This window comes from Rhizobium sp. 1399, from assembly GCF_031455475.1.
In the GTDB taxonomy this organism is placed as follows: Bacteria; Pseudomonadota; Alphaproteobacteria; order Rhizobiales; family Rhizobiaceae; genus Rhizobium.
In genome coordinates, this window is record NZ_JAVDSU010000011.1 from 98949 (window position 1) to 124031 (window position 25083).

Consider the following 25083-nt stretch of genomic DNA (forward strand, 5'->3'; position numbering starts at 1 on the left):
CCACACCGCCCTCACCTGTGCAGCGCCCGACAATTGTGGCATAACATGCCGATGGCGATACATGTCTTGGCAGTCCATCGTGATACTGTCGGGACGGAACAGGCCGCAGGCGGTTCGCTTGCAGGAGCCTATTCCGTAGGGGTTCTGTGCTGGCTCTTGTCAGCCGGCGTCTACATCGCAGCCAAATGGGTCTCCGCCGAAATGCCGCCCTGGGCGCTCTGCTTCTGGCGCGTGCTCATCGCCTTCGCGATCCTGCTGCCGATAGTGCGCCACCATTTCGGCGAGATGCTTGCGCTGATACGGGCGCGCGGCCTGGAACTGCTTTTCATCGGCGGTATGGGCCTGGCCATCTGTCAGGGCCTGATCTTCGTCGGCCTCGAACATGCCGACGCCACCACCGCCGGCATCATCATCGCGCTGATCCCGATCATCACCATGATCCTCGCCCGCCTGATGCTGTCAGAGCCAATGGGAAGCTGGCAGGTGGCCGGCTCGATCCTCGCCTTCCTCGGCATCGTCGTCATCATCGTCAAGGGCAGCCCGGACGCTCTGCTGCGCCTCGATCTCAATCCCGGCGAACTCTGGATCGTCGCCGGCGCCTTCTGCTTCAGCCTCTATACGGTGCTGCTGCGCAAGGCGAAATTCGATCTGAACCGGCTCGCGCTGCTCGTCCTGCTGCTGGGCTTCGCCGCGCTGACGGCGCTGCCCTTCTATCTCTTCGAACTTGCCTCCGACGAACGCTCGACGCTGAACGCCAGCGGCCTCATCGCGCTCGCCTATGTCGCAATCCCCGGCGGCGCGCTCATGTATTATCTCTTCAACCGCAGTATCGAAGCGCTCGGCGCCGCCCGCGCCGGCGTCCTCCTCTACATCCAGACGATCTTCATCGCCGTACTCGCCTATTTCATCCTCGGCGAAAAATTGCAGCGCTACCACCTCGAAGGTGCGGCCCTCATCATCGCCGGGTTGCTGCTCATCATCCTGCTGAAAGCGAAGGCGGCCCCGGCCAACCAGAAGTGACGCACGGAAGGTACGCCATGCGCTCGCCGGCCCCGGATAGTGCTCAGACAGTGTCGCAGGCGACGAGATTACAATCCTGAGGGCCGACGCTCACTGATAGGTATCCCGCCTGTAAAAATGGCTATAGAGATGCTTCCGTATCGCATCGGAAACTTCAATATCTGCCCCATCGTTTTCATCATAAATCAAAGCGATAAAGTGATTGGGGCTTACCCCCGCGAAGCCGGTTGATACATCCCACTCATCGATGATCGCAGACCTCGGGCTCGTTCCGGTGGCTTGATTTGCTGCAACGAGAGCTTCAAGCCGTGGTTTATTGATGACGACGTACCAAAACCAGGGATCGAAAATCGGCAAGGCGATCACCGTCGCAAGGCAACCAAAAGCAAGTGCAGTGGCAATCACGTTGCTCGCCATGAGGCGAATATGTCGTCGGAACAAAGCAACAATCGCGCTCACAATCCAAATGAAGACCATGAAATATGTGGGCAGAAACAGCAGTAGAGAACCCGGGAAGTCGAGCAGACCCCGCAATTCGCCAGCGAGACCGCCTCCGCCTAATGGCCAAAAATCGAAGATCCTGATGTAGACAGCGCATGCCGTGCCAAGCAGGCAAGCGGCTACCATCCGGCGAACACGCCATGCGTCCCGTGGCAAACTTGATGTAGTCGAAACATTGTCTGTCATCATCGAAATATCCGATGGAACCGACACGCGGCGTGACAATCCTTTTTAGCCACGCTGCACGATCTCACCTCTTCACCCCGCCCCGTAACGCAGCCCATCCACCAGCAGCGCAATCATCCGCCGCGTCGCCGCCGGATCATCCCCCTGCCCGAGATTGGAAAGCTGCGCGCCGGCGCGGATGAGTTCGCTTGCCTCCACATCGCCGCGTGCCGCCCCCACCGCAACAGCCCTATCCAGCAGGCCCTGCAGAGCCGGGATCATGTGTTGGTCGAAATAGATCGGCAACGCCTCATAGGCTGGATTGCCGGAATGGAGTGCTGCGGCAAGGCCGCGCTTGGCCATGATGAAATCCGCAAAGCGCTGCATCCAGCGCGACAGCGCCTCTCCCGGTTCATATTCGGCGGCAAGGGCGGCGGCAGATCCGGCGCAGGCATCCACCTCGTTGCGCACCACCGCCTTGATGAGATCCGAGCGCTGGGGAAAATGGCGATAGACCGTGCCGACGCCGACGCCCGCTTTTTCCGCGATCTCGCGCACCGGCGCATCCACGCCCGAGGTGGCAAACACATCCAATGCCGCTTTCAGCAGCAGATCGAGGTTGCGCCGCGCATCCGCCCTCACCGGCCTTTCATGGCCGCTATCAGCCTCACGCGCCTTACCCGGGCTGTCCATCCCGTCAGTCACATCAACACCTCTTGCAAAGCGGAACATTGTTCCGTATAAACGGAACAGCGTTCCGGATGCGCTCTTATAACCTGTTCAACAGGACTTTGCCAGATTCCAATCATGCCCGCGAGGGCATGGCCAGATTAAAGGAAACGAAGATGCAATACCGTCCCCTAGGCCGCACCGGCATCAAGGTCAGCCCCTATTGCCTTGGCGCCATGATGTTCGGCGCCATCGGCAATGCCGATCATGACGACTCCATCCGCATCATCCACAAGGCACTCGATACCGGCATCAACTTCATCGACACCGCAGATATGTACAGCCGCGGTGAATCCGAGGAAATCGTCGGCAAGGCGCTGAAGGGTCGCCGCGACACGATCGTGCTCGCCACGAAATGCTTCATCCCGATGGGAGAGGATCCGAACCAGCAGGGCAGCTCGCGCCGCTGGATCTTCCGCGCCGTGGAAGATTCGCTCCGCCGCCTGCAGACCGATTACATCGATCTCTTCCAGATGCACCGCCCGGCGCCCGATACCGATATCGAGGAAACACTCTCGGCCCTCACGGACCTGATGCGCGCAGGCAAGATCCGAGCCATCGGCTCCTCCACCTTCCCCGCCTCCGATATCATCGAGGCGCAATGGGTCGCAGAAAAGCGCGGCCTCGCCCGCTTCCGTACCGAGCAGCCGCCCTACTCCATCCTCCATCGCGGCATCGAGCGTGAAGTCCTGCCGACCCTGGAACGCTACGGCATGGGTGCCCTTGTCTGGAGCCCGCTCGCCATGGGCATGTTGACCGGTCGCTACCGCCGGGGTGCGGCCCAGCCTGACAGCACCCGCGTTGCCTATTTCCCCAAGCAGATGTCGAACGAAAACAGCCTCGATGCCGTCGAGCGGCTCATTCCCTTGGCAGAGTCGGCAGGCATCAAGCTCACCCACATGGCGCTCGCCTTCGTCACCGCCCATCCGGGCGTCACCTCGGCGATCCTCGGCCCGCGCACCATGGAACAGCTGGATGATCTCCTGGCCGGCGCCGAAGTGCGCCTGACCGACGAAATCCTCGACGCGATCGACGCCATTGTCCCTCCGGGCACCGAGACCGGTCCGCTCGAAGCCAACTACCAGACCCCGGCCATCAAGACCGCCGGCCTGCGCCGCCGCCCGCTTTCCGAGCGCTCCGCCGCCTGACAAGCCTGCGAAGGCTCCGCTATTCCAGCGGGGCCTTCAGCACATCGGCAATGTGGTCGAGGCCGGGTTAGGTCGCGGCTGATCAAATGTCCGCGGCGGGCAATTGCTGCAGCCTGCGTTGCGCTTCTTCCACCTCGACGGCGAGTTCTTCCAGAAGCTCGTCCCACATATCGAGCGCCCGCAGCCCGTCACGCGTGCGGAACAGATAGTCGGCCGAGCTGCCGATGCTGCCTGCGGCCGTCGCAAGCCGCTGAACGGTCGCTTCCCTGGAAAGCCCGCCGGCATAGGTGTTTGCCAGCGGGTTCATGGTGAAAGCGATGCCGCTTCCAAAACGGGCGCCCTCTTCATCAAGCAAATCGACCCACCGTGGAACATAGGCCTCGGCCACCATCTCCCGCCGCCACAAAATCTCCAGTTCGTGCACGACATCGTCTTCTTCCAGACGCAAAGCCACGCCATCGCAGGCGCCACCCGCATCCAGCCCGAGTACGAGGCCCGGATTGTCGGGCGAGCCGCGCCCGGAGACGGTGGCAAGGCAGAAGGATCGGCGCCAACCCTCGATGCGGGCTTTCCGGCTTTCGACGCTCAGAATGATCGGATTCCAGATCAGCGAGCCATAGGCGAAAATCCAGACATCACCCTCCGGCCGCTCGGCAAGCATCGATGCGAGCGATGCTCGCCGCTCCTCGTCGCTCAAAAGCCGGAGCGTCGGCGCCTCCCCGGCAATCAGGTCAGCGAAAGTGCCGCTCAGCAGCAGTTCGCGCGACAGGATTTCCTCGCCGCAGCAGGCGATCGCATCTGAGCTTTTCTTGTTGATGGTCATGACACTCCAATTCCCGGCCATGGACATCAGCAATGGCCCGATTTTGCCGCCATCATCCACGCCTCGCGCGCGGGATAAAGCCCGCCAACGCAGACACAGTGTCTCCACAACCGGAACAATCAGAGCCATCTGCGCCCTCCCTCTTCCCACCGCAAAGATCAGCACCACATCGCTCTGGATGACACTCCGGGAAATGGGAGCGCGACATGAGCGAAATCGGCCGTCTGCTCGGCGCCGGCAAGGAAGCGGAAGTCTATGAACATGGCACGCTGGCGCTGAAGCTCTACAGGCCTGGCCGCCCGAAGGCCCCAGCCTTCCGCGAGGCCGCCAATCTGGCCGTCGCCGAGCGGCTCTCGCTGCCCGCACCGAGGGTCCACGTCGTCGGCGATTATCACGGCCGCTGGGGCCTCTTGATGGATCGCGCGCCGGGCTTAAGCCTTGCCGATGAGATGATGCCGGAACCGCCGCTCTCAGCCATCAAGGAGATGGCAGCACTCCACCAGCGCCTGCACCGCGAACCCGGCACCGGCCTCCCCTCGCTGAAATCAAGACTGTCGGCCAATATCGAGCGCGCCGAACCTCTGACACCAGACTTGCGCGACCGGCTGCTTCTAACACTTGCCGCCCTGCCCGATGGCGACAATGTCTGCCATGGTGACTTCCATCCCTGGAATATCCTGGGCTCCGGCAACAATATCATGATCGTCGACTGGCTGGACGCCTGCAGCGGCAATCCGGCCGCCGACGTCTGCCGTACCTATCTCCTGATGCGCCGCGCGCTTCCGGCAATGGCCGAAGCCTATGTCGTCACCTATGCGAAGACGGCCGAATTGACCCCGGATGAGGTCTTTGCCTGGCTGCCGGTTATCGCCGCCGCTCGTCTTGCCGAGGACGTGCCTGAGGAAAACGAGGATCTGCTGCATCTCGCATCGCTGGCCCCCGTAAACCTCTAGGACGGATCACGCAGCACAAGCCTCGCAGGTGCCACGGATTTCGATCGTCGTCTTCGCCGGCTTGAACTTCTGCGAGCGCACCCAGCCCATCAGCCGATGATCCACCTCATGGTCGTGGAATTCCATCACTTGCCCGCAGCTTTCGCAGATCGCGAAGGCGACGATGCCATGGCTGTGGCAGTCCTCGCCTGGATGAGCGCAGGCGACGAAGGAGTTGATGCTCTCAAGCCGATGCACCACGCCGAATTCCAGCAGCTTTTCCAGCGCCCGGTAAACCTGCAGCGGCGCGCGAAAACCCTGGTCGCGCAGCTTGTCGAGGATCGTATAGGCGCTGAGCGGCCCCTCGGCCTTTTCAAGCACGTCGAAGACGAGCGCCTGGTTGCGGGTCATTTGCGGTGCGTTCATGAGCCTTGTCCTTGCAGTGCCCTGCGCCCGCGCCAGGCGGGAAGCAGGCTCAGTATGAAGAGGATGAGAGCGGCGACGACGATCGACGGGCCGGATGGCGTGTCATAAGTCAGCGAGCCGAAGAGCCCGCCGACCACCGCGACAGCGCCGATCAGCGAGGCGAGAACCGCCATCAGTTCCGGTGTCGAGGAGAAGCGCCGCGCCGCCGCCGCCGGAATGATCAGCAGCGAGGTGATCAGCATGATGCCGACGATCTTCATGGCAATGGCGATGACGACGGCCATCAGCAGCATGAAGAAAAGCCGCGCCCGCTCCGGCTGCAAGCCCTCGGCCTCCGCCAGTTCCGGATTGACGGTGGCCGCGAGCAGTGGCCGCCATAGCCAGGCGATGGCCGCCAGCACGAAGATGCCGCCGCCCCAGATGAGCCCGATATCTGTCGTCGAAACCGCCAGAATATCACCGAACAGGAAGGCAATGAGATCGATACGCACCCAACTCATGAAGGCGACCATCACGAGGCCGATCGCAAGGGTCGCATGCGAGAGAATGCCGAGCAGCGCATCGGCCGACAGCGCCTGACGTTTCTGCAGGAAGAGCAGCAGGATCGAAACGGCGGCGGCAACGACGAAGACGGCAAGCGTCAGGTTGAAATCGAAGAGCAGCGACAGCGCCACGCCGAGCAGCGCCGAATGGGCGATCGTATCGCCGAAATAGGCCATGCGCCGCCAGATGATGAAGCAGCCGAGCGGCCCGGTCGTCAGCGCGAGACCGACGCCGGCGAGAATGGCGCGCACAAAGAAATCGTCAAGCATGGCGGCCCTCCCCGCTCTGGGAGTGGGAATGGGCGTGAGCATGGGCCTCGGCATGCGCATGCCCGTCGTGATGGTCGTGAGCATGGTCATGCCCGTGCTCATGATGATGGCCGTCGTCCGGGTGGCAATGGTCCGTCACCGAACCGTCTTCATGCAGAACCCGCCCATCCGGCAAATGCGTATGGTCGTGATGATGGCTGTAAACGGCAAGTGTCGGCGCCGCGCGGCTGCCGAAGAGGCGCACATATTCCGGGCTCTGGCTGACGGCCTGCGGCGTGCCGCGGCAGCAGACATGGCCGTTAAGGCAGATCACAGTATCCGTCTCCGCCATCACCACATGCAGGTCATGCGAGATCAGCAGGATGCCGCAGCCTGTCGTGTTGCGGATCGACTTGATGAGTTCGTAGAGCGCAATCTCGCCGGCAAAATCCACGCCCTGCACCGGCTCGTCGAGTACGAGAAGATCGGGCTTGCGGGCAATGGCGCGCGCCATCAGCGCCCGCTGGAATTCGCCGCCGGAGAGGTGCTGCACCTGCGCATCCAGCATATGCGCCATGCCGGCGGATTCGAGCGCGGCCATGATGTCGGCCTCGGGCAGCGGTCCCGTCAGCGTCATCAGCCGGCGCACCGAAAGCGGCAGCGTCCAGTCCACCGCAAGCTTCTGCGGCACATAGCCGACCTTGAGGCCGGCCTTCTTCGTCACTCTGCCCTCATCCGGCTTCAACACGCCGATCGCCGCCTTGGCGCTCGTCGATTTGCCGGAGCCGTTCGGGCCGATCAGCGTGACGATCTCGCCGCGCGAAACGGAGAAATCCACACCGCGCACCAGCCAGCGACCGCCGCGGCGAATGCCGACATTCTCGAGCGAAACCAGCGGTTCGGCCCTGATACCAACGGGGTTATCTGCGGGAGAGAGCATCAAATTTTCCGAAAGTGCTGTTGCGTCCTGCTATTGCACACGTTATAGCATAACGCAATTGATGTAATAACATAACAACTGCAATTCAAGCGGAGCATCCAGATGAAACTGGCGATGGGCCTTTCCCTCGCAATTCCGGCTTTCCTTTTTGCCGGGTCCATTCAGGCCACTGAGGCGCCCGTCGTCGTCACCTCCATCAAGCCGATCCATTCGCTGGTTTCGGCCATCATGCAGGGCGTCGGCAAGCCGGAACTGATCGTCGATGGCGCCGCCTCTCCGCACACCTATAATCTGAAGCCCTCCAATGCCCGCGCTTTGCAGGACGCCAAGGTGATCTTCTGGGTCGGCCCCGGTCTCGAAGCCTTTCTCGAAAAGCCACTGGAATCGCTGGGCTCCGACGCGACAGTCGCCCGGCTGGACGATGCGCCCGGTCTTGTGAAGCTGCCCTTCCGCGAAGGCGGGGCGTTTGAGGCGCACGACGACGGCGACGAGCACCAGCATACGGAGGCAGATCATGACCACGACCACGACCACCGTGACCATGGCGCCTTCGACACCCATCTTTGGCTCGACCCAATGAATGCCAAGGCGATGGCCACCGAGATCACCACCACGCTGGTTGCCGCCGACCCCGCCAATGCGCTGACCTACGAGGCCAATGCCAAGGCGCTGGATGACAAGCTCGATACACTCGACAAGGAAATAGCCGCTACCGTGTCACCGGTGAAGGACAAGCCCTTCATCGTCTTCCACGATGCCTATCAATATTTCGAGCACCGCTACCATATTCGCGTCGCCGGCTCGATCACCGTCAGCCCGGAGACCATACCGGGTGCCGAACGCGTCTCCGAGATCCACAAGAAGGTCGGCGATCTCGGCGCCACCTGCGTCTTCGCCGAACCGCAATTCGAGCCGCGCCTCGTCGATGTCGTCATCGAGGGCACCAAGGCGAAATCAGGCGTGCTGGACCCAGAAGCCGCCACCCTGCCCGCAGGCCCCGATCTCTACTTCACCCTCATGCGCGGCATCGCCGACAGCATGAAGAACTGCCTTGCCAGCGCATGACCCGAAAATCGGAAACGATTTTCGATAAGGATCATGCGCCACTCGGAATGCATAGGCCTGGCGGAAGATCGGCGCCGATCTTGCCCCGGGATGCGCTAGGGAACAGCGACAGCGCGCCTCCGCGCCCTGCCGGACTTGCAGCTCTCCCCGCGAGCGCTGCGGCGAAAGAAGGCGGCGACACCCCCGTTCCGCCTTTTTTTGTCAAATATGAATGTTATGTTATAACATAAAGCGAGATTACAATGGACAAGAGACTTCCAGTCACCGTGCTCTCTGGCTTCCTCGGCGCCGGCAAGACGACGCTGCTCAATCATGTTCTCGGGAATCGCGAGGGCATGCGCGTCGCCGTCATCGTCAACGATATGAGCGAGGTGAATATCGATGCCGCCCTTGTGCGCGATGGCGGCGCCAATCTCTCCCGCACCGAGGAGCAGCTAGTGGAAATGACCAATGGCTGCATCTGCTGCACGCTGCGCGATGACCTCCTGAAGGAAGTGCGCCAGCTCGCCGAGCAGGGTCGATTTGATTACTTGCTGATCGAATCGACCGGCATTGCCGAGCCCCTGCCCGTCGCCACCACCTTCGAATTCCGCGACGAGAATGGGGCAAGCCTCTCGGATGTCGCCCGCCTCGATACGATGGTGACCGTCGTCGATGCCGCCAACCTGCTCGCCGATTATGCCTCGGCCGATTTCCTCGCCGACCGCGGCGAAACCGCCGGCGACGGCGACACAAGGACGATCGTCGACCTGCTCGTCGAGCAGATCGAATTCGCCGATATTGTCGTGCTGAACAAGATCGGCACGGCGAGCGAAGAGCAACGCGATGCTGCCCGGAAGATCATCACCGGCCTAAACCCGGATGCCCGCCTCATCGAGACGGATTTCGGCAAGGTACCGCTGAAGGACGTGCTCGGCACCGGCCGCTTCGATATCGACAAAGCCGAGACCCATCCGCTCTGGTACAAGGAGCTCCACGGCTTCAAGGACCATGTGCCGGAAACCGAGGAATACGGCATCAGCTCCTTCGTCTACCGCGAGAGGCGCCCCTTCCACCCCGCAAAACTCCAGGCCTTTCTCGACCGCACCTGGCCGGGCGTGGTGCGCGCCAAGGGCTTCTTCTGGCTCGCCACCCGCCCGCACCATGTCGGCGAGGTCAGCCAGGCAGGCGCCATCGTCCGCACCGGCAAGATGGGCCTCTGGTGGGCGGCAGTCCCGCGCGAGCAATGGCCGCAGGAAGCAGCCTTCCTGCGCGCCATCAGCCCCTACCTCGACCCCGTCTGGGGCGACCGCCGCCAGGAAATCGTCTTCATCGGCGCCGACCCGATGGATGAGGCCTGGATCAGGCGGGAGCTCGATGCTTGTCTGGTGGAAAGCGATACCTTCACGCCGGAGCGCTGGCGCAATCTGCCCGATCCGTTCGCGAGCTGGAGCCGGCAGGCAGCATGAGGGCAGCGGCAATCAAACCCTACCGGTGCCTGTGCATCGAGTGCGAACCGCTGCCGCCGATCGAGGGGCTGCATCCGCTGACCTATGGGGATGCGGAGAGTGAGGCGCCAAAGCCGAAGGGATTGCTCGGCATGATCGCCGAGCGTGTGATTTCGTCGCGAAAGCAGGATTAGGCATTGAGCGTTGTATCGTGGGACGCCCAGTCTCACAAAACAAAAAAGGGCGGCCGAAGCCGCCCCTTTTTCGAGTTCCTGCGTGAGCTCAGCGATTGGCGGCGATGATGCTGGTGATCACACCGGTGGCGACGCCGACGAGAAGGTAGTCGTTATCGGCCCTCACCCAGTGATAGCCGCGCGGCGGCGGTGCCAGGCGGTAACGGCGGTAGTCGCGGACTTCACCGTAGCGGCCGCGCTCGGCAGCCGACATGCGGTAACCCCTGGACCAGTGATGCCGACGGACGACCTTTTTCTCGACGACGACCTTCTTGTGGACGACGACCGGCGGACGGCGGTGATCGGCCGCACTCGCTTCCGATGCGACGATCGGCGAGAGCAGGAAAGAGGCGGAAAGAAGAGCTGTAAAAATCTTTTTCATGGGGCTTCCTCGTGTTGAACACACTCCGAAACTACGTCTTCGAAAATGAACGAAATCTGAAAATAAAATTAAAGATCTGTAATGAAATCGGTGGTTTATGCCGGATTCCTAATATCCTAATTTCAGACTAATATGTGATGGCGAGATCATGCCACCAGGGATCACGACTATGTAATCAGGCGTGATGAGAATGGCATTTGCCGCGTGATGAACAGCACCACTTAAAAGGGAAGAGGCCGCCTACCGGAAGATCAGCGCCATGTTGATGACATCCGTGTACTCGCCATCGACGCAGAAGGCATCGCGGCTCACCCCTTCCCGCAAGAAGCCAACCCTCTCATAAAGCCGGATCGCCCGCGCATTATCGGCATGCACGCCGAATTCGATGCGCACCATGCCCGCCTCACGCCCGCCCGCTATCGCCGCCTCGATGAGGCGGCGGCCGAGCCCCTGCCCGCGATAAGCGGGAAGCAGGCCCATGCCGAGCGAGCCGCGATGGACATGCGAAGGAAAGAAATGCCTGCGGATATCGCACCAGCCGACAATCTCGCCGCCATCGACAGCGACGAGGTTCACATTACCCGCGGCAATCGAGGCCAACGCGAACTTGCGCGTCTCCTCCAGCGAGGGCGCCTGGAGAAGGCTCAGATATTTCCGCTCGCGCGCCACCGTATCGAGAACCCGGTGAAAGCCCTCGATATGCTCCTCGCTCATCGGCTCGATACGGATATCGCCTGCCATCGCGGCCCTCACAGTTCCTCGTAGTTGAACCAGTCGAAATCGGCCGTCTTTGCCCGGCCCGACGTATCGAAAGCGAGGATGCCCGCGAAGGCGCCGGTAAACGAGCCATGCTCGCCGCGCCCGCCTTCATCCGAGACGACGCCGGCATCGAGAACCGGGCCGATCGGCTGCCAGGCGCCCTTGCCTTCCGTCTGCCAGAAGAACTGCAGGTCGTTGTCGCGGATTTCCATGGAGAGCTGCACGCGGCCATCGGCCGGAATCGCCACGCCCGCACCGGCGGGGAACGTCATGCGGCCGTTCGGATAGTCGCCATCGCAGGAGAAGATCGTAACGCAACGGCCGAGCTTCTCATGCAGCGTCACCACGACGGCATGGAACTTGTGGCGGTTATAGTAGTGCGTCAGGCCCGCCACCTGCTGATAGGTATCCGGCGCAAATTCCACGACTGTTTCGGCGCGGAAACTGTGATGCTCCTGCCGGCGGGCGACAAGTGCCTGTTCGAACCAGGAGCCGACGCTTTCGCGACCGATCAGCCGCAGATGGCCGGGACGGTCCGTGAGGTTGAAGATGCGCTCCGGCTGCGGCGTGCGCAGCCACTGGAAATCATCAGGCAGTTTGCCGCCGTCGAAGGAATATTCGCTTCGCATCGGCTTTTCCGCCCGCGCAGCACCGCCAAGCCCCGGCACCTCGACATCGGGAACCGTCGTGCCGTTTTCGAGGTAGAGCCAGCCATCCTCACGCCAGACGCATTTCTGCAGCGCCGTCTCGCGCCCCAGCGTGCAGCGGCGCTTCGGCGGCAGCGGCCGGCCGCAGAGATGTGTATGATAGACCTGGCCATCTGATGTTTCGACGTACTGCCCGTGCCCTGCCCTTTGCAGCACCGCTTCCGGATTGTCCTTGGACGTGATCAGGTGCCGGTTCGGATGCAGCTCATAGGGGCCGTCGATATTGCGCGAGCGCGCCATCGTTACCGCATGGTCATAGCCCGTACCGCCCTCGGCGGTCGTCAGATAATACCAGCCGTTCTTGCGGAAGAGATGCGGCCCTTCGACGAGGCCGAGCGGGCTGCCCGCAAAGATGTTCTTGATCGGGCCCTTCAGCGCCTTCGTCTGCGGGTCCCATTCCTGCAGCAGGATGCCGTCGAAGGCCGGCGACTTCGGCGAGCCGCCATAGCTTTCTGTACGGTGGTTCCACTGCATGTTGATGAACCACTTGCGGCCGTCCTCGTCATGGAAGAGCGACGGATCGAAGCCCGAGGAATTGACATAGACGGGCTCGGACCATTCGCCCTCGATGGTGGGCGAAGTCACGATGTAATTATGCGCATCCTTGAAATTGCCGTCGAAGCGCTTGACGTCGGTATAGACGAGCCAGAACTGTCCGTCGGCATAGGAAAGGCATGGCGCCCAGATGCCGCAACTATCAGGATTGCCGCGCATGTCGAGCTGCGAGGCCCGCTCCAGCGGCCGCCGCACCAGTTTCCAGTTCACCAGATCGCGCGAATGGTGGATCTGCACACCCGGATACCATTCGAAGGTGGAGGTCGCGATGTAATAGTCGTCGCCGACGCGGCAAATGGACGGATCGGGATTGAATCCAGGCAAGATGGGATTGCGGATCATGGCGGCTCCTCCAGAGGTAAGATTGCGGTACGTACGTCAGACACGAGCGGGCAGACTTCCGCCTCCCCTCATCTCTGTGCTTGTCACAGAGATCAAGCCAGCCCAAGTCATTGGGCTGAAAGGACTCTTCTCGCCGCGCCGACGCGCGGCGGCTGGATTCCTGTGACAAGCACAGGAATGAGGGAGTACGGGGCACTGCGCTGCCACAAACTCCCCCTGCCTTACGCTATTCCAGCTCTGCGGACTTGGCCCAGAGGTTGATGTCGGCCTCCTTGGCATAGACATCGATCTGCTTCAGCTCCTCTGCCGAGAACTCGAGATTGTCGAGTGCGGCAACGCAATCGACGATCTGCGAGGAGCGGCTAGCGCCGATCAGCGCCGAGGTCACGCGCCCGCCGCGCAGCACCCAGGCGATCGCCATCTGCGCCAGCGTTTGGCCGCGCTTCTCGGCGATCTCGTTGAGCTTCCTGATATTGTCGATGATCGAAGGGCGGATGAAATCCTTCTTGAGGAAGTGGTTCTGTGCCGCACGGCTGTCGGCGGGAATGCCGCCGAGATATTTCGTCGTCAGCATGCCCTGGGCGAGCGGCGAGAACACGATCGAGCCCATGCCGACCTCGTCGAGCGTATCGAGCAGCTTGTCATCCTCGACCCAGCGGTTGAGCATGGAATAGCTCGGCTGGTGGATGAGGCAAGGCGTTCCCAGATCCTTCAAGATCGCGGCCGCCTCGCGGGTGCGCTGCGAATTATAGGAGGAAATGCCGACATAGAGTGCGCGGCCGGAACGCACGATATAGTCAAGCGCGCCACAGGTCTCTTCCAGCGGGGTGTCCGGATCGAAACGGTGCGAATAGAAGATATCGACATAGTCGAGACCCATGCGCTGCAGGCTCTGGTCGCAGGAAGCGATCAGATACTTGCGGCTGCCCCACTCGCCGTAAGGACCCGGCCACATGTCGTAACCTGCCTTGGACGAGATGATCAGTTCGTCGCGGAGACCAGCAAAATCGGTGCGCAGGATTTCGCCGAACGCGGTCTCGGCGCTGCCGGGAGGCGGGCCGTAATTATTGGCGAGGTCGAAATGGGTGATGCCGAGATCGAAGGCCGTGCGGCACATATCGACCTTGCGGTCATGCGGGGTGTCACCGCCGAAATTGTGCCAGAGGCCGAGGGAAACGGCCGGGAGCTTCAGGCCGGAACGGCCCGTGCGGTTATACTTCATCTTCGAATATCGGTCTTCGGCCGGTTGCCAGCTCATCTGAGGTCTCCTCAACCTGTAAAAGTGCTTCTCTTTCGTAGCCGCACGGGGCGCGGTCGAAAGCTGAAAACGCCGCCGCCCTCTTGTCGGGCAAAGCGCGACGGCCACTATTGGAGTAAGCGCGCCAATACGGCAAGCGCATGGCGCGTGTCCTGTACGACTTCGGCAGGGGTCGGGCCTCTCCAGCGGTAGGCCGCTACCGTTCCATGTCGTCATCCTCGGGCTTGTCCCGAGGATCTACTGATGGCGCGGCAGATCCTCGGGACAAGCCCGAGGATGACGGAAGCGTTGGAGCAAGCGCGCTGTTACGACAAATGTACGGCGCGCTCCCTCACCTTACTTCAACAGCGCCTGCGCCTCTTCGATACCCAGCGCCGCCGGCTGCGTGCAGGTCGTCGTGAGCTCCACGAACCGGCCTTCCGCACCCGACTTCAGGATCGAAGTCATGATGTCGACGCCATGCAGTGTGCGGTCGAGCGAGCAGCGTGCATCGCGGCCCTCGATCAGCGCCATGGCCATGTCGGCAAGGCCGGCGGTGCGATAGTTGGCGCGCGGGCCGTTCGGGCTTTCCTGGTTGAACTTGCCGAACGGGTGATCCCAGGCGCCGAGCGCCTTGATGTCCTTGTCGCGGCCGCTTGCCTCGACGACACCGCCAAAGAAGTTCGGATCCGGCACGTAGAGCGATCCGTCCGTGCCGTAGAGCTCCATATTGGCATGGCGGTGCGACCAGACATCCCAGCTCGCCGTCAGCGTCACGGTGGCGCCCGAGACGAATTCGAGCAGCGCCTGGATCGTCGTCGGTGTCTTGACCGGGATGGTCTCGCCATTGCGCGGCTGGCTGGTGATGGTGCGGATCTCCGACGCCATCGAGGTCAGGCCGGCGACACGCTTCACCGGTCCGATCAGGTTGATCAGGTTGGCGATGTAATACGGACCCATGTCGAGGATCGGGCCGCCGCCCGGCAGGAAGAAGAAGTCCGGGTTCGGGTGCCACATTTCCATGCCCGGACCCATGACGTAGCAGGCGCCGGACGTGATGCGGCCGATACCGCCGTCATCGACGAACTTGCGGGCAAGCTGATGCGCGCCGCCGAGGAAAGTATCCGGGGCGCAGCCGACCGAAAGCCCCTTCTCCTTGGCGATGCGGCGAAGGTCTTCGCCCTGCTCAAGCGAGAGAACCAGCGGCTTTTCCGAATAGACATGCTTGCCGGCTTCGAGTGCTGCCTTGGATACCGGATAATGTGCATCCGGGATCGTCAGGTTGACGACGACGTCGATCTCGTCATTGGCGAGAAGCTCTTCGATCGTCTGCGCGATCACGCCATATTCCTCGGCGCGATGCTTTGCGGCCTGCACATTGATATCGGCGCAGGCGAGCACCTTCAGCCCCTTGAAGAGCGGTGCCAGCGAAAAGTAAGTGGTGGAGATATTGCCGCATCCGATGATGCCGACGCCAAGTTCCTTGGTCATGGTCTGCCTCAGTAGCTCTTGAAGGAAGCGATCGAGCGCGTGATGTTGCGGTCGATATCATTGGGATTGTCATGCTCGACGACGAAATGCTTGGCCTTGGTCTTGGCCTTGACGACCGGAAGCAGCTTCGCCCAGCCGATCGTGCCGTGGCCGACATCGGCCCAGCCGCCTTCGTCACTGGCTTCGCCGGCCGGTGCGATGTCCTTGACGTGCACGGCGCTGATACGGGAGCCAAGCTTCTCGACCCAGGCATAGGGATCCGCACCGCCGCGAACGACCCAGGCAATATCCGCTTCCCAGGTGATGCCGGGCGCGCCTTCGAAGATGCGCTCGATCGGCAGCGAGCCGTCGGAAAGCTTCACGAATTCGAAGTCGTGATTGTGCCAGCCGAATTCATAGCCCGCATCCTTGTAGGGCTTGCTCATTTCCTGCAGGCGCTTGCCGAAGGCGAGCCAGCCGGCAGCATCCGTCGGGCGCTGGTCGGGCATCAGGTGCGGCGCATAGATGGAATCCATGCCGAGGATCTTGGCGATCTGCAGCGACTTCTCGACATTGCCGTCGAGGAAATCGGGGCTGAAGTGGCCGGTCGCCATCACGAGGCCGTTCTTGTCGAGATCGGCGCGCAGGTTCTTCAGACCGGCCTCGTCGAGTTCGGCATAAATGCCGCCGAAGCCTTCGACTTCGCCGTAGCCGGCCTTGCCGAGCTTTTCAAAGATCGCCGACAGCGGCGGGAAATTGCGGGCGCTATAAAGCTGATAGCTGAGCTTGGTCATGTCATCCTCCTCGGGCCTCGTGCCCGTTCTCACGTAAGATCAATCTGCCGACTGGCAGGAATGCAGGTCGTAGAAGCGGAATTCCGGCAGCTTGCCCTCTTCGAGCGGTTTTGCCGGCGTAAAGGTGATGCGGCGGCTTTCGCCGGCTGCAAGGTCGAAGGCATTGTCGGAATATTTGCCGTCCACATCCGTCTCGATCATCACGAAGAGCGCCAGGCCCTTGGCGGTGACGTCGATATCGATCGAGCCGTTCTCCTCGACGAATTCGCGGATGACGGAAAGGCCCGCCGGCTCCAGTTCCAGCGCCTTGTAGGTGCCGTTCACATAGTGCCCCTCGCCGCCCATGCCGTTCGAGGCCGTGAAGTGCCAGGCAAGCAGCGTACCCGGGGGTATCTCGGACAGGTCGAGCGTCGCCGCAGTGCAGGCCGCATCCGGCGCGCACATGGCCTGCACATTCTTCAGGTGCTTGCGTTCGCCCTGCATTGTCAGGATGGAGATCGCGAGATCGACGCTCACCTCGGCAAGCGTGTCATTGACCAGCGAGAAGCGGATCGACTTGCCGTCGTCGGACGGAATGGCGGCGACCGCCACCGGCTGGAAGAAGCGCTTGACGAGATAGTGCATCGCCTTCCAGCGGCCACCGTAGTCGAGGCTCGACCAGGAGGCCACCGGCCAGGTGTCGTTGAGCTGCCAGTAGATCGTGCCCATGCAATGCGGCTTCAGCGAACGCCAATATTCCACCGCCGTCTTGATCGCCAGACCCTGCTGAATTTGGCTGAGATAGACGAAATTCGGGAAATCCTTCGGGAAGCGGAAGTAGCGGAACATCGTGCCGGCAATGCGCTCGTTGCCGCCGGCGTTCTTCTGGTGCAGCTCCATGACGGGTGACGCGACATTCATGTCCTTGGCGTCGGCATAGGTCTTGATAACAGGCAGCGACGTATAGGACTGGAAACCGAATTCCGAGCAGAAGCGCGGCCTGACCGAGCGGTAATTGTCGAACGATTTGTTCTCGTGCCAGACCGACCAGTAATGCATGTCGCCGGAACCATCGGCATGCCAGGCATCGCCGAAATCGAGATAGCCGGAAGCCGGGCTCGACGGCCACCAGAGGGCGCCAGGCATCGCCTTCTTCACAGATTGTTCGATGGTGCGGTTCAGGCGGTCGTAGGAAACGAGATAGCGGTCACGGTCCTTGCGGGACTCCTCAAACCAGGTGAGCGCGCCGACAAGCTCGTTATCGCCGCACCAGAGCGCGATCGAGGCATGCGAGGACAGCCGACGAACCTGGTAATCCACCTCGACGGCGACATTCTCGAGGAAGTCTTCGGTCGAGGGATAAAGGTTGCAGGCGAACATGAAGTCCTGCCAGACCATCAGGCCAAGGCGATCGCAGATATCGTAGAACCAGTCGTGCTCGTAGAAGCCGCCGCCCCACACACGGATCATGTTCATGTTGGCGGCCTTGGCCGACTGCAGCAGGTCCTCGGTCTTCTCCTGCGACGAGAGCGAGAACAGCGCATCGGCCGGGATCCAGTTGGCGCCGCGGCAGAAGATTTCGTGACCATTGACCTTGAAGGCGAAACGGCTGCCGGCGGCATCGGGCGTGGTGATAAGCTCGATGGTGCGCAGGCCGATCTGCTTCGTCACGCTGTCGGAGTCAAGCTCGACGGTGAGCGTATAAAGCGCCTGCTCACCGCTGCCGGATGGCCACCAGAGACGCGGATTGTCGATCTGGAAGACGTGGTTGATGTCAGCCTCGCCGGGGTTCACGCCAACATCGAGCCGCACACGCTCGCCATCGAGATCGAAATAGAGCTGGGCGATGCCGGCATTCTTGGCGTAGAGCGTCGCCGTCACCTGCAGTTCCACCGAGCCATCGGCATTATGCGTCTGGCGTGTCAGCACATGCTCGATGCGCGCCGTCTCCAGCTTCTTCAGAGCGATCGTGCCGTAGAGGCCGAGAGGGGCAATGGCGATATTCCAGTCCCAGCCGAAATGGCACTGCGGCTTGCGCAGCATGTTGCCGTCAGGGATCGGCGAGTTGCCGGTGCTATAGGGAATGTAGAAGGGTTGCTTCTTCTGCCGTTCGGCACCGGTGGCAATGCTTGAGGCAAAGACGATGCGGATCGTGTTCTCGCCCTTCTTCAGCATGCTCGAAACATCCGGCCTGTAGCGGCGGAAGCTGTTATCGGCTTCGAGCGCCAGGAAGCCGTTGACGTGAACGCTGGCGACCGTGTCGAGGTAGTCGATGTCGAGATACCAGTCGCCCTCGGCATCAGGAAGCGTGAAGCTGCGCTCGACCACCCATTCGCGCTGGGCGACCCACTGCACCTTTTCCTCGTTTCGACCGAAATAGGGATCCGGGATCAGTCCCGCGCGGTGAAGCGCGGTGTGCACGTCGCCCGGCAGCGTGATGACGCTGCGAATCTCGCCATCGGCGGAGGCAAGCTGCCACGAGCCCGAAAGTTCGATGTTGAAACCGTTCTTCGGCAAGGATGTCATAGTCTTATCCTGATCGGGCCGCTCCTGGGAGTGCCGGACAAGCCGGACTGCGGCCGAATTTTGGCTGGCCTGACGGCCGATTGGAGGATCGGGCGGCACTGTTTCCAGCGCCGCCCGCAGAACTTTCTAGAGGCGCAGTTCGCTTTCGGCGTCGAAGACCGAGGCGAGCGACATGTCGAAGCTGAGCTTCACCTTGGCTCCGACGCTGAAGCGGCGCGCACCGTTGATGCGTACCGACATCGTGTGACCGGCATGTTTCAGCCACAGAAGATTGTCCGCGCCCATCGGTTCCTCGATGTCGACAGTGGCGTCATGCTCTTCACCACCGGTATTCTCGTTGACCTTGATGTGTTCGGGGCGAACGCCGAGCACCACCTTGCGGCCGGGCTGCAGCTTATCGTAGCCGTCATAGGCGACGAGCGAGAAATTGACGCCATTGGCGGTAAAGGCGATGCCGTCACCCGATTTGATCAGTTCGCCGTGCAGGAAGTTCATCGACGGTGAGCCGATGAAGCCGGCCACGAAGAGATTGCGCGGCTTGTTGTAGATCGTCGTCGGATCGTCGAGCTGCTGGATGATGCCGCTCTTCATGATGGCGATACGGTCAGCCAGCGTCAGTGCCTCGATCTGGTCGTGCGTGACGTAGATCATCGTGTTCTTCAGCGACTGGTGCAGACGCTTGATTTCGACGCGCAGTTCCGAGCGCAACTTCGCATCGAGATTCGACAGCGGCTCGTCGAAGAGGAAGACATCGACATCGCGCACCAGGGCACGGCCGATCGCCACACGCTGGCGCTGGCCACCGGAAAGCTCGGCCGGCTTGCGCTTCAACAACGGCTGGATCTGCAGGATCTCGGAGGCACGCGCCACGCGCTTGTCGATCTCGACCTGCGGCACCTTGGCGACGCGAAGGCCGAAGGAGAGGTTCTTTTCAACAGTCATCTGCGGATAAAGCGCATAGGACTGGAAGACCATGCCGATGCCGCGGTCCTTCGGCTCTTCCCAGGTGACGTTTTTGCCCTTGATGAAGATCTGCCCTTCCGAGGCGTCGAGCAGCCCGGCAATGCAATTCAGCAACGTCGACTTGCCGCAGCCCGAAGAGCCGAGCAGCACCAGGAATTCGCCGTCATTGATGTCGAGGTTCAGATCCTTGAGCACGCTGACCGCACCGAAGTTCAGCGACAGGTCCTTGATGGAAACACTTGCATTCATGTTCATGGGATCAACCCTTCACTGCGCCAGCGGCGATGCCACGGACGAAAAGCCGCCCCGACACGAAATAGACGATGAGCGGAACAAGTCCTGTAAGGATCGTTGCCGCCATGTTGACGTTGTATTCCTTCACGCCCTGGACGGAATTGACGATGTTGTTGAGCTGCACGGTCATCGGATAGGTATCCGGCCGGGTGAAGACCACGCCGAACAGGAAGTCGTTCCAGATGCCGGTCACCTGCAGGATCATCGCGACGACGAAGATCGGCAGCGACATCGGCAGCATGATCTTCAGGAAGATCTGCCAGAAGCCCGCCCCGTCGACACGCGCCGCCTTGAACAGTTCCTCCGGCAGCGACACGAAGTAATTGCGGAAGAGCAGCGTCAGGATTGGCATGCCGAAGATCGAATGCACGATGACCAGCCCGGTGAGCGAGCCGTAGATGCCGATTTCGCGCAGGATGATGACGATCGGATAGATCATCACCTGATACGGAATGAAGGCGCCGATGATGAGGACCGAGAAGAAGAATTCCGATCCCTTGAAGCGCCAGTTCGCCAGCGCATAACCATTGACCGAGGCGATCGCGATCGAAACGATGACCGAGGGAACGGTGATGCGCACCGAGTTCCAGAAACCGCGCGAAAGACCGTCGCAGTTGAGGCCGGTGCAGGCCGTCGCCCAGGCCTTGACCCAGGGCTCGAAGGTGATTTCCAACGGCGGCGCGAAGATGTTGCCGAGCCGGATCTCCGGCATCCCCTTGAGCGAGGTGACGACCATCACGTAAAGCGGAATCATGTAGTAGACAGCGGCCACGAAAAGCGAGCCGTAGACGATGATGTTGCGGGCCGAAACCACGGGCCGCGGCTTTGGCCCGGCCGGACCGGAAACCGACTTCTTCTCGAAGGGAGTATCGCCGCCATTGACGGCCTTGAGAGCGATATTGTCAGCCACGTTTGCGCCCTCCGCCAAATTCCAGATATGCCCAGGGAATGACGATGATCGCCACTGTCAGCAGCATCATCGTCGAAGCTGCAAAGCCCTGACCGAGATTCTGCGCCTGGAACATGTAGTCGTAGACGTATTTCGCCGGCACTTCCGACGAGATGCCCGGACCGCCGCTGGTTTGGGCCACGACGAGGTCGTAGACCTTGACGATGCCGCTGGCGATGATGACGAGCGTGGTGATGAAGACCGGCCGCATCATCGGGATGATGACGAAGAGATAGGTCCGCCACATCGGAATGCCGTCGACGCGGGAAGCCTTCCAGATATCCTCGTCAATGCCGCGAAGCCCGGCGAGCATCAGGCACATCACGAGGCCGGTGCCCTGCCACAGAGCGGCGATCAGCACTCCGTAGATGACGATTTCAGACGTATAGAGCGGATCGAAACTGAAGCTCGTCCACCCCAGTGACCGCACGACCGCCTGGACGCCGAATTCCGGGTTCAGGATCCACTGCCACACGAGACCGGTGACGATGAAGGACAGCGCAAAGGGATAGAGGAAGATCGTGCGGAACGTGTTCTCGAAACGGATCTTCTGATCCATGAGAGCCGCCAGCATGAAACCGATGACCAGACTGAAGATCAGCGACAGAATGCCGTAGATCGCCAGGTTCTCGATGGACACGACCCAGCGCGGGGCAGCCCAGAGACGCTGATATTGCTCGATGCCCACGAAGTTCAATCGCGGCAGAAGCTTGGAATTGGTGAAGGAATAAACCACCGTCCAGATCGTGCCACCGAGAAAGATGACCATGGAGGTGAGGATCATGGGAATGGAGGCAATCTTCGAATTCAGATTGCGGAATAATTTAAACGGTCGGCCGGCTTTCGCTTGACCTGTCATTGAGTTTCCTCCTGAAGCACAGTCGCTTCGGTGATCGGGCTCCATCCGAAGACGGCGGCCCTTCCCGTCCCTGTCGCAACCGTCATGCGGTCTTGGCGCGATCGCAGCCGGGTGAGACGTGCCGTCGCCGGAAGGATCAGAGATCCGGGCGGCGCGATCCGGCCCTGCAACATGCAGGACCGGACCTGATGGGCTTGAGGACCGAGGATCAGTCGGCGGCGGCGATGATGTCAGCGAAGCGCTTCTGCGCTGCTTCGGCCGTCATCGTGTTATTGGCGAAGAACTCGGCGAAGAGGTCTTCGATCTGCTTCTGCGTATCGGGCGAAACGAGCTGATCGGAGCTGGTGACGATATTGCCCTCGGCGAGGATATCGAGACCCTTCTTCATGCAGTCGTTTGCGGCCGAGATATCGACGTCGCCGCGAACCGGAAGCGAACCCTTCTTCAGGTTGAAGGCAACCTGGGTCTTGGGGTCGAGAAGCGTGGCGGCAAGCACGTCCTGGGCCTTCGCCTTCTCGGCATCCTTCTGGAGCGGGAAGTAGAAGGCGTCGCCGCTGGTCGAGATGATCTCATTCACGCCGAGGCCCGGAAGGCAGGTATAGTCCTTGCCGGCAACCTGCTTGGCGACCTGGAATTCGCCCTGCGCCCAGTCACCCATGATCTGACCGCCGGCCTTGCCTGTTATGACGAGGTTGGTGGCCTGGTTCCAGTCCTGCACGTTGCTGCCCTTGGACATGCGCCGCGCATCGTCGGCAGCCTTGAAGACCTTGGCGATCTCGGGACCGGCCGCGACTTCGGCATCCTTGTCCTTGAAGACCTTCAGGTAGTTGTCCTTGCCGCCGATGGCGATCATCAGCACGCCGACGGCGCCGCTTGCCTGCCAGCCCTGACCGCCGACCGCAAGAGGAACGATCCCGGCCTTTTCCAGAGCCGGAGCGGCAGCGACGAATTCATCCCAGTTCTTCGGAACCGGCACGCCGGCCTTCTGGAAGGCGGCATTCGACAGCCACAGCCACTGCCAGGAGTGGATGTTGACAGGTGCGCAATAGATCTTGCCGTCGATTGTGCAGGAATCGAGCAGGGTCGACGGACGGATGATTTCCTTCCATTTGCCTGCGGTCGCCACATCGGTCAGATCCTTCATGAGGCCGGCCTGGACGAGTTCCTCGGCCTGACGGCCGTGGTTGAACTGGGTCGCACCCATCGGATCACCGCCGGTGATGCGGCTGATCATGATCGGACGCGCGGTGCTGCCGGAACCGGCGATTGCGCCGTCTACCCAGTGGTTGCCGGTGGCATCGAATGCCTTTGCCAGCTCAGCCACAGCGGCAGCTTCACCGCCCGAGGTCCACCAATGGGTGACTTCGAGATCGGTTGCCTTGGCGGCACCAAACGGAATGGCTACGGAAGCGGCAAGCACAGCCGCCATCATACGGATTTTCATGAGTTCTCCTCCCTCACTGAAACGTTGCCGGAAAAACTTAGAGCAATCGATTTATCCGCGCAACCGCCCGCTCGCAAAATTTTCTGTGAAAGGCACTATTACAGCCTATGAGGGTAATCTCCAGTTCCGCCTTTGCTCAATAAGAAAAGCGTAAGCAAGCGATTTCGCAATTGCGGCATTACATTATGTATTTGATTTTACTATATAATTTCTAATTAATCTGACAATTTCGGCATTTCGGCATTTCGCGGGTGCAAAAAATCGCGCGCTAAACACGCGATTCAACCAGAGAGGACCACTATGCAACGTTGATCAGAAAAAAGGCTCGACATTTCTACTGTATCGTTACAGATTGTCTCGCTCAGGGAGGAGAGCTTTTTCAGCGCCGGCATACTTACAGCGCAGCAAAAAGCCTCTATAAGGCGAAGCAAATCGCGTGAGGCGGGCCTAAAGGGATGGAAAACAACGGAAATTTCGGCGGAGCGGCATCCGGTTCCGTTCCGCGCGAGCGCCCGACATTGAAGACGATCGCCTTCATGACGGGCCTTGGCGTGACGACCGTATCGCGGGCACTGAAAGATGCACCGGATATTGGCGCTGAAACCAAGGAACGGGTGCGCATGGTCGCCCGCCAGCTCGGCTATCAGCCAAACCGGGCCGGCGTACGCCTGAGAACCGGCAAGACCAACGTGATTGCCCTCGTCCTCAGCATCGACGAGGAGATCATGGGCTTTTCCAGCCAGATGGTCTTCGGCATTTCCGAAGTGCTGACTGGCACGCCCTACCACATCGTCGTCACCCCGCATTCGCACAGCAAGGATCCCATGCTGCCTGTGCGCTACATCCTCGACACGGGCTCCGCAGACGGCGTCATCATCTCGCGCGTCGAGCCTGACGATCCGCGCGTGCGCCTGCTCGCCGAAAGCGGCATGCCTTTTACCGCCCACGGCCGCACCGATGCCGGCCTCGTGCACCCCTTCCACGACTTCGACAACGAGGCTTACGCCCATCAGGCCGTGCAGAAGCTCGTCAATCGCGGCCGCAAGCGCATTGCCCTGCTGCAGCCGCCGAGCAAGCTCACCTATTACACCCATACCCGCATCGGCTTTCAGACCGGCCTGCACGATTACGGCGCCGAGGAAGTGCCGCTGCGCGTCAATATCGATGCCCCGCTCGCCGAAATCCGTGACGCCGTGGAACAACTGATGCGCTCGCCGGGCGCCCCCGACGGCATCGTCTCATCCGCCGGCAGCGCCGCCATCGCCGTCAACGCCGGCATCGAAGCCGCCGGCAAACGCCTCGGCCATGACGTGGACCTCGTCTCCAAACAATCCGCGCCGATCCTCAACTGGATTCGCCCCGAGATCATCACCGCTTACGAAGACGTCCGCCACGCCGGCCGCGAGATGGCCAAGCAGGTGATCGCGCGGATCGATGGCGTGGATGCGGAACTGTTGCAGAGTATCAGCAAGCCGGAATGGCCGGACGGGCGGTAGGCTGATCCAAACGCAAATCCGCGAAACCACCCGCCATGGCCATAGAAGCGATCTTCTTCGACGTCGGCGAAACACTCGTCGATGAAACCCGGCAGTGGTTCTCCTGGGCCGACCGGCTCGCCGCCGC

Annotated in this window: 24 protein-coding genes; 7 read left to right on the top strand and 17 right to left on the bottom strand. The window is 61.3% G+C overall.

Translation table 11 applies throughout. From position 1 onward, the window contains the following. Positions 1-51: 51 nt before the first annotated feature. Positions 52-1020, top strand: coding sequence for a DMT family transporter (locus tag J2X71_RS28065; protein WP_310387341.1), 969 nt, complete (start codon positions 52-54; stop codon positions 1018-1020). Positions 1021-1110: 90 nt separating this feature from the next. Here the strand turns inward: J2X71_RS28065 and J2X71_RS28070 are convergent, their stop codons facing one another. Both J2X71_RS28070 and J2X71_RS28075 read right to left on the bottom strand, forming a co-directional pair. After that, positions 1111-1710 (bottom strand): hypothetical protein, encoded by a 600-nt coding sequence (locus J2X71_RS28070; protein WP_310387343.1) that lies wholly within the window; start codon positions 1708-1710, stop codon positions 1111-1113. Between the two features lie 69 nt (positions 1711-1779). Next, on the bottom strand, positions 1780-2379 hold the full coding sequence (locus J2X71_RS28075; protein WP_310387585.1) for a helix-turn-helix domain-containing protein: 600 nt from the start codon (positions 2377-2379) through the stop codon (positions 1780-1782). Between the two features lie 152 nt (positions 2380-2531). Here J2X71_RS28075 and J2X71_RS28080 point away from each other — a divergent pair, with 152 nt between their 5' ends. Then, positions 2532-3563 carry an aldo/keto reductase gene (locus J2X71_RS28080; RefSeq protein ID WP_310387345.1) on the top strand — a complete coding sequence of 344 codons (1032 nt, stop codon included), beginning with the start codon at positions 2532-2534 and terminating at the stop codon, positions 3561-3563. 82 nt (positions 3564-3645) lie between these two features. Here J2X71_RS28080 and J2X71_RS28085 read toward each other — a convergent pair whose 3' ends face one another. Then, complete coding sequence (locus tag J2X71_RS28085; RefSeq protein WP_310387346.1) at positions 3646-4386, bottom strand: gamma-glutamylcyclotransferase; 741 nt, start codon at positions 4384-4386, stop codon at positions 3646-3648. A 206-nt stretch (positions 4387-4592) separates the two neighbouring features. On the opposite strand from J2X71_RS28085, the gene J2X71_RS28090 reads away from it, so the two are divergent. After that, the gene (locus tag J2X71_RS28090) at positions 4593-5339 is read left to right on the top strand and encodes an aminoglycoside phosphotransferase family protein (protein ID WP_310387347.1); all 747 of its coding nucleotides are present in this window, start codon (positions 4593-4595) and stop codon (positions 5337-5339) included. 6 nt (positions 5340-5345) lie between these two features. On the opposite strand, the gene J2X71_RS28095 is transcribed toward J2X71_RS28090, so the two are convergent. The 3 genes from J2X71_RS28095 to J2X71_RS28105 are packed head-to-tail and all read right to left on the bottom strand — an operon-like array spanning position 5346 to position 7475. Beyond that, a complete protein-coding gene (locus tag J2X71_RS28095; RefSeq protein ID WP_310387349.1) occupies positions 5346-5744 on the bottom strand; it encodes a Fur family transcriptional regulator in 399 nt (132 codons plus the stop codon). After that, positions 5741-6556 (bottom strand): zinc ABC transporter permease subunit ZnuB, encoded by an 816-nt coding sequence (znuB, locus tag J2X71_RS28100; RefSeq protein ID WP_310387351.1) that lies wholly within the window; start codon positions 6554-6556, stop codon positions 5741-5743. Before znuB ends, J2X71_RS28095 begins: the two co-directional genes overlap by 4 nt. Next, a complete protein-coding gene (locus J2X71_RS28105; protein ID WP_310387353.1) occupies positions 6549-7475 on the bottom strand; it encodes a metal ABC transporter ATP-binding protein in 927 nt (308 codons plus the stop codon). The genes znuB and J2X71_RS28105 overlap by 8 nt, the downstream gene beginning before the upstream one ends. A gap of 102 nt (positions 7476-7577) precedes the next feature. Here J2X71_RS28105 and J2X71_RS28110 point away from each other — a divergent pair, with 102 nt between their 5' ends. The 3 genes from J2X71_RS28110 (at position 7578) to J2X71_RS28120 (ending at position 10161) form a co-directional block, all read left to right on the top strand. Continuing rightward, entirely contained in the window at positions 7578-8540 is a 963-nt protein-coding gene (locus J2X71_RS28110) for a zinc ABC transporter substrate-binding protein (RefSeq protein WP_405049765.1), read from the top strand. A 242-nt stretch (positions 8541-8782) separates the two neighbouring features. Continuing rightward, complete coding sequence (gene zigA / locus J2X71_RS28115; protein ID WP_310387354.1) at positions 8783-9988, top strand: zinc metallochaperone GTPase ZigA; 1206 nt, start codon at positions 8783-8785, stop codon at positions 9986-9988. After that, on the top strand, positions 9985-10161 hold the full coding sequence (locus J2X71_RS28120) for a hypothetical protein (protein WP_310387356.1): 177 nt from the start codon (positions 9985-9987) through the stop codon (positions 10159-10161). Before zigA ends, J2X71_RS28120 begins: the two co-directional genes overlap by 4 nt. 88 nt (positions 10162-10249) lie before the next feature. Here the strand turns inward: J2X71_RS28120 and J2X71_RS28125 are convergent, their stop codons facing one another. The 11 genes from J2X71_RS28125 to J2X71_RS28175 all read right to left on the bottom strand — a co-directional run bounded on the left by J2X71_RS28125 (position 10250) and on the right by J2X71_RS28175 (position 23460). Continuing rightward, a complete protein-coding gene (locus tag J2X71_RS28125; RefSeq protein ID WP_310387357.1) occupies positions 10250-10582 on the bottom strand; it encodes an RcnB family protein in 333 nt (110 codons plus the stop codon). Positions 10583-10822: 240 nt separating this feature from the next. Then, positions 10823-11323: a GNAT family N-acetyltransferase gene (locus J2X71_RS28130; RefSeq protein WP_310387360.1), complete on the bottom strand. Its 501-nt coding sequence runs from the start codon at positions 11321-11323 to the stop codon at positions 10823-10825. Positions 11324-11331: 8 nt separating this feature from the next. Then, positions 11332-12945, bottom strand: a complete 1614-nt coding sequence (locus J2X71_RS28135; protein ID WP_310387362.1) for a glycoside hydrolase family 43 protein — start codon at positions 12943-12945, stop codon at positions 11332-11334. Positions 12946-13171: 226 nt separating this feature from the next. Next, positions 13172-14203 (bottom strand): L-glyceraldehyde 3-phosphate reductase, encoded by a 1032-nt coding sequence (mgrA, locus tag J2X71_RS28140; protein WP_310387364.1) that lies wholly within the window; start codon positions 14201-14203, stop codon positions 13172-13174. A 336-nt stretch (positions 14204-14539) separates the two neighbouring features. After that, positions 14540-15673: a Gfo/Idh/MocA family oxidoreductase gene (locus tag J2X71_RS28145; protein ID WP_310387366.1), complete on the bottom strand. Its 1134-nt coding sequence runs from the start codon at positions 15671-15673 to the stop codon at positions 14540-14542. An 8-nt stretch (positions 15674-15681) separates the two neighbouring features. Continuing rightward, positions 15682-16446 (bottom strand): sugar phosphate isomerase/epimerase, encoded by a 765-nt coding sequence (locus J2X71_RS28150; protein WP_113320649.1) that lies wholly within the window; start codon positions 16444-16446, stop codon positions 15682-15684. A gap of 39 nt (positions 16447-16485) precedes the next feature. Beyond that, entirely contained in the window at positions 16486-18951 is a 2466-nt protein-coding gene (locus J2X71_RS28155; protein ID WP_310387368.1) for a glycoside hydrolase family 2 protein, read from the bottom strand. Positions 18952-19077: 126 nt separating this feature from the next. Further along, positions 19078-20169, bottom strand: a complete 1092-nt coding sequence (locus J2X71_RS28160) for an ABC transporter ATP-binding protein (protein WP_310387370.1) — start codon at positions 20167-20169, stop codon at positions 19078-19080. Positions 20170-20173: 4 nt separating this feature from the next. Next, complete coding sequence (locus J2X71_RS28165; protein ID WP_310387589.1) at positions 20174-21106, bottom strand: carbohydrate ABC transporter permease; 933 nt, start codon at positions 21104-21106, stop codon at positions 20174-20176. Between the two features lie 4 nt (positions 21107-21110). After that, on the bottom strand, positions 21111-22016 hold the full coding sequence (locus J2X71_RS28170) for a carbohydrate ABC transporter permease (RefSeq protein ID WP_113320652.1): 906 nt from the start codon (positions 22014-22016) through the stop codon (positions 21111-21113). A 208-nt stretch (positions 22017-22224) separates the two neighbouring features. Continuing rightward, positions 22225-23460, bottom strand: a complete 1236-nt coding sequence (locus J2X71_RS28175; RefSeq protein ID WP_310387373.1) for an ABC transporter substrate-binding protein — start codon at positions 23458-23460, stop codon at positions 22225-22227. A gap of 455 nt (positions 23461-23915) precedes the next feature. On the opposite strand from J2X71_RS28175, the gene J2X71_RS28180 reads away from it, so the two are divergent. Then, positions 23916-24956, top strand: coding sequence for a LacI family transcriptional regulator (locus tag J2X71_RS28180; protein WP_310387375.1), 1041 nt, complete (start codon positions 23916-23918; stop codon positions 24954-24956). Positions 24957-25083: the final 127 nt, after the last annotated feature.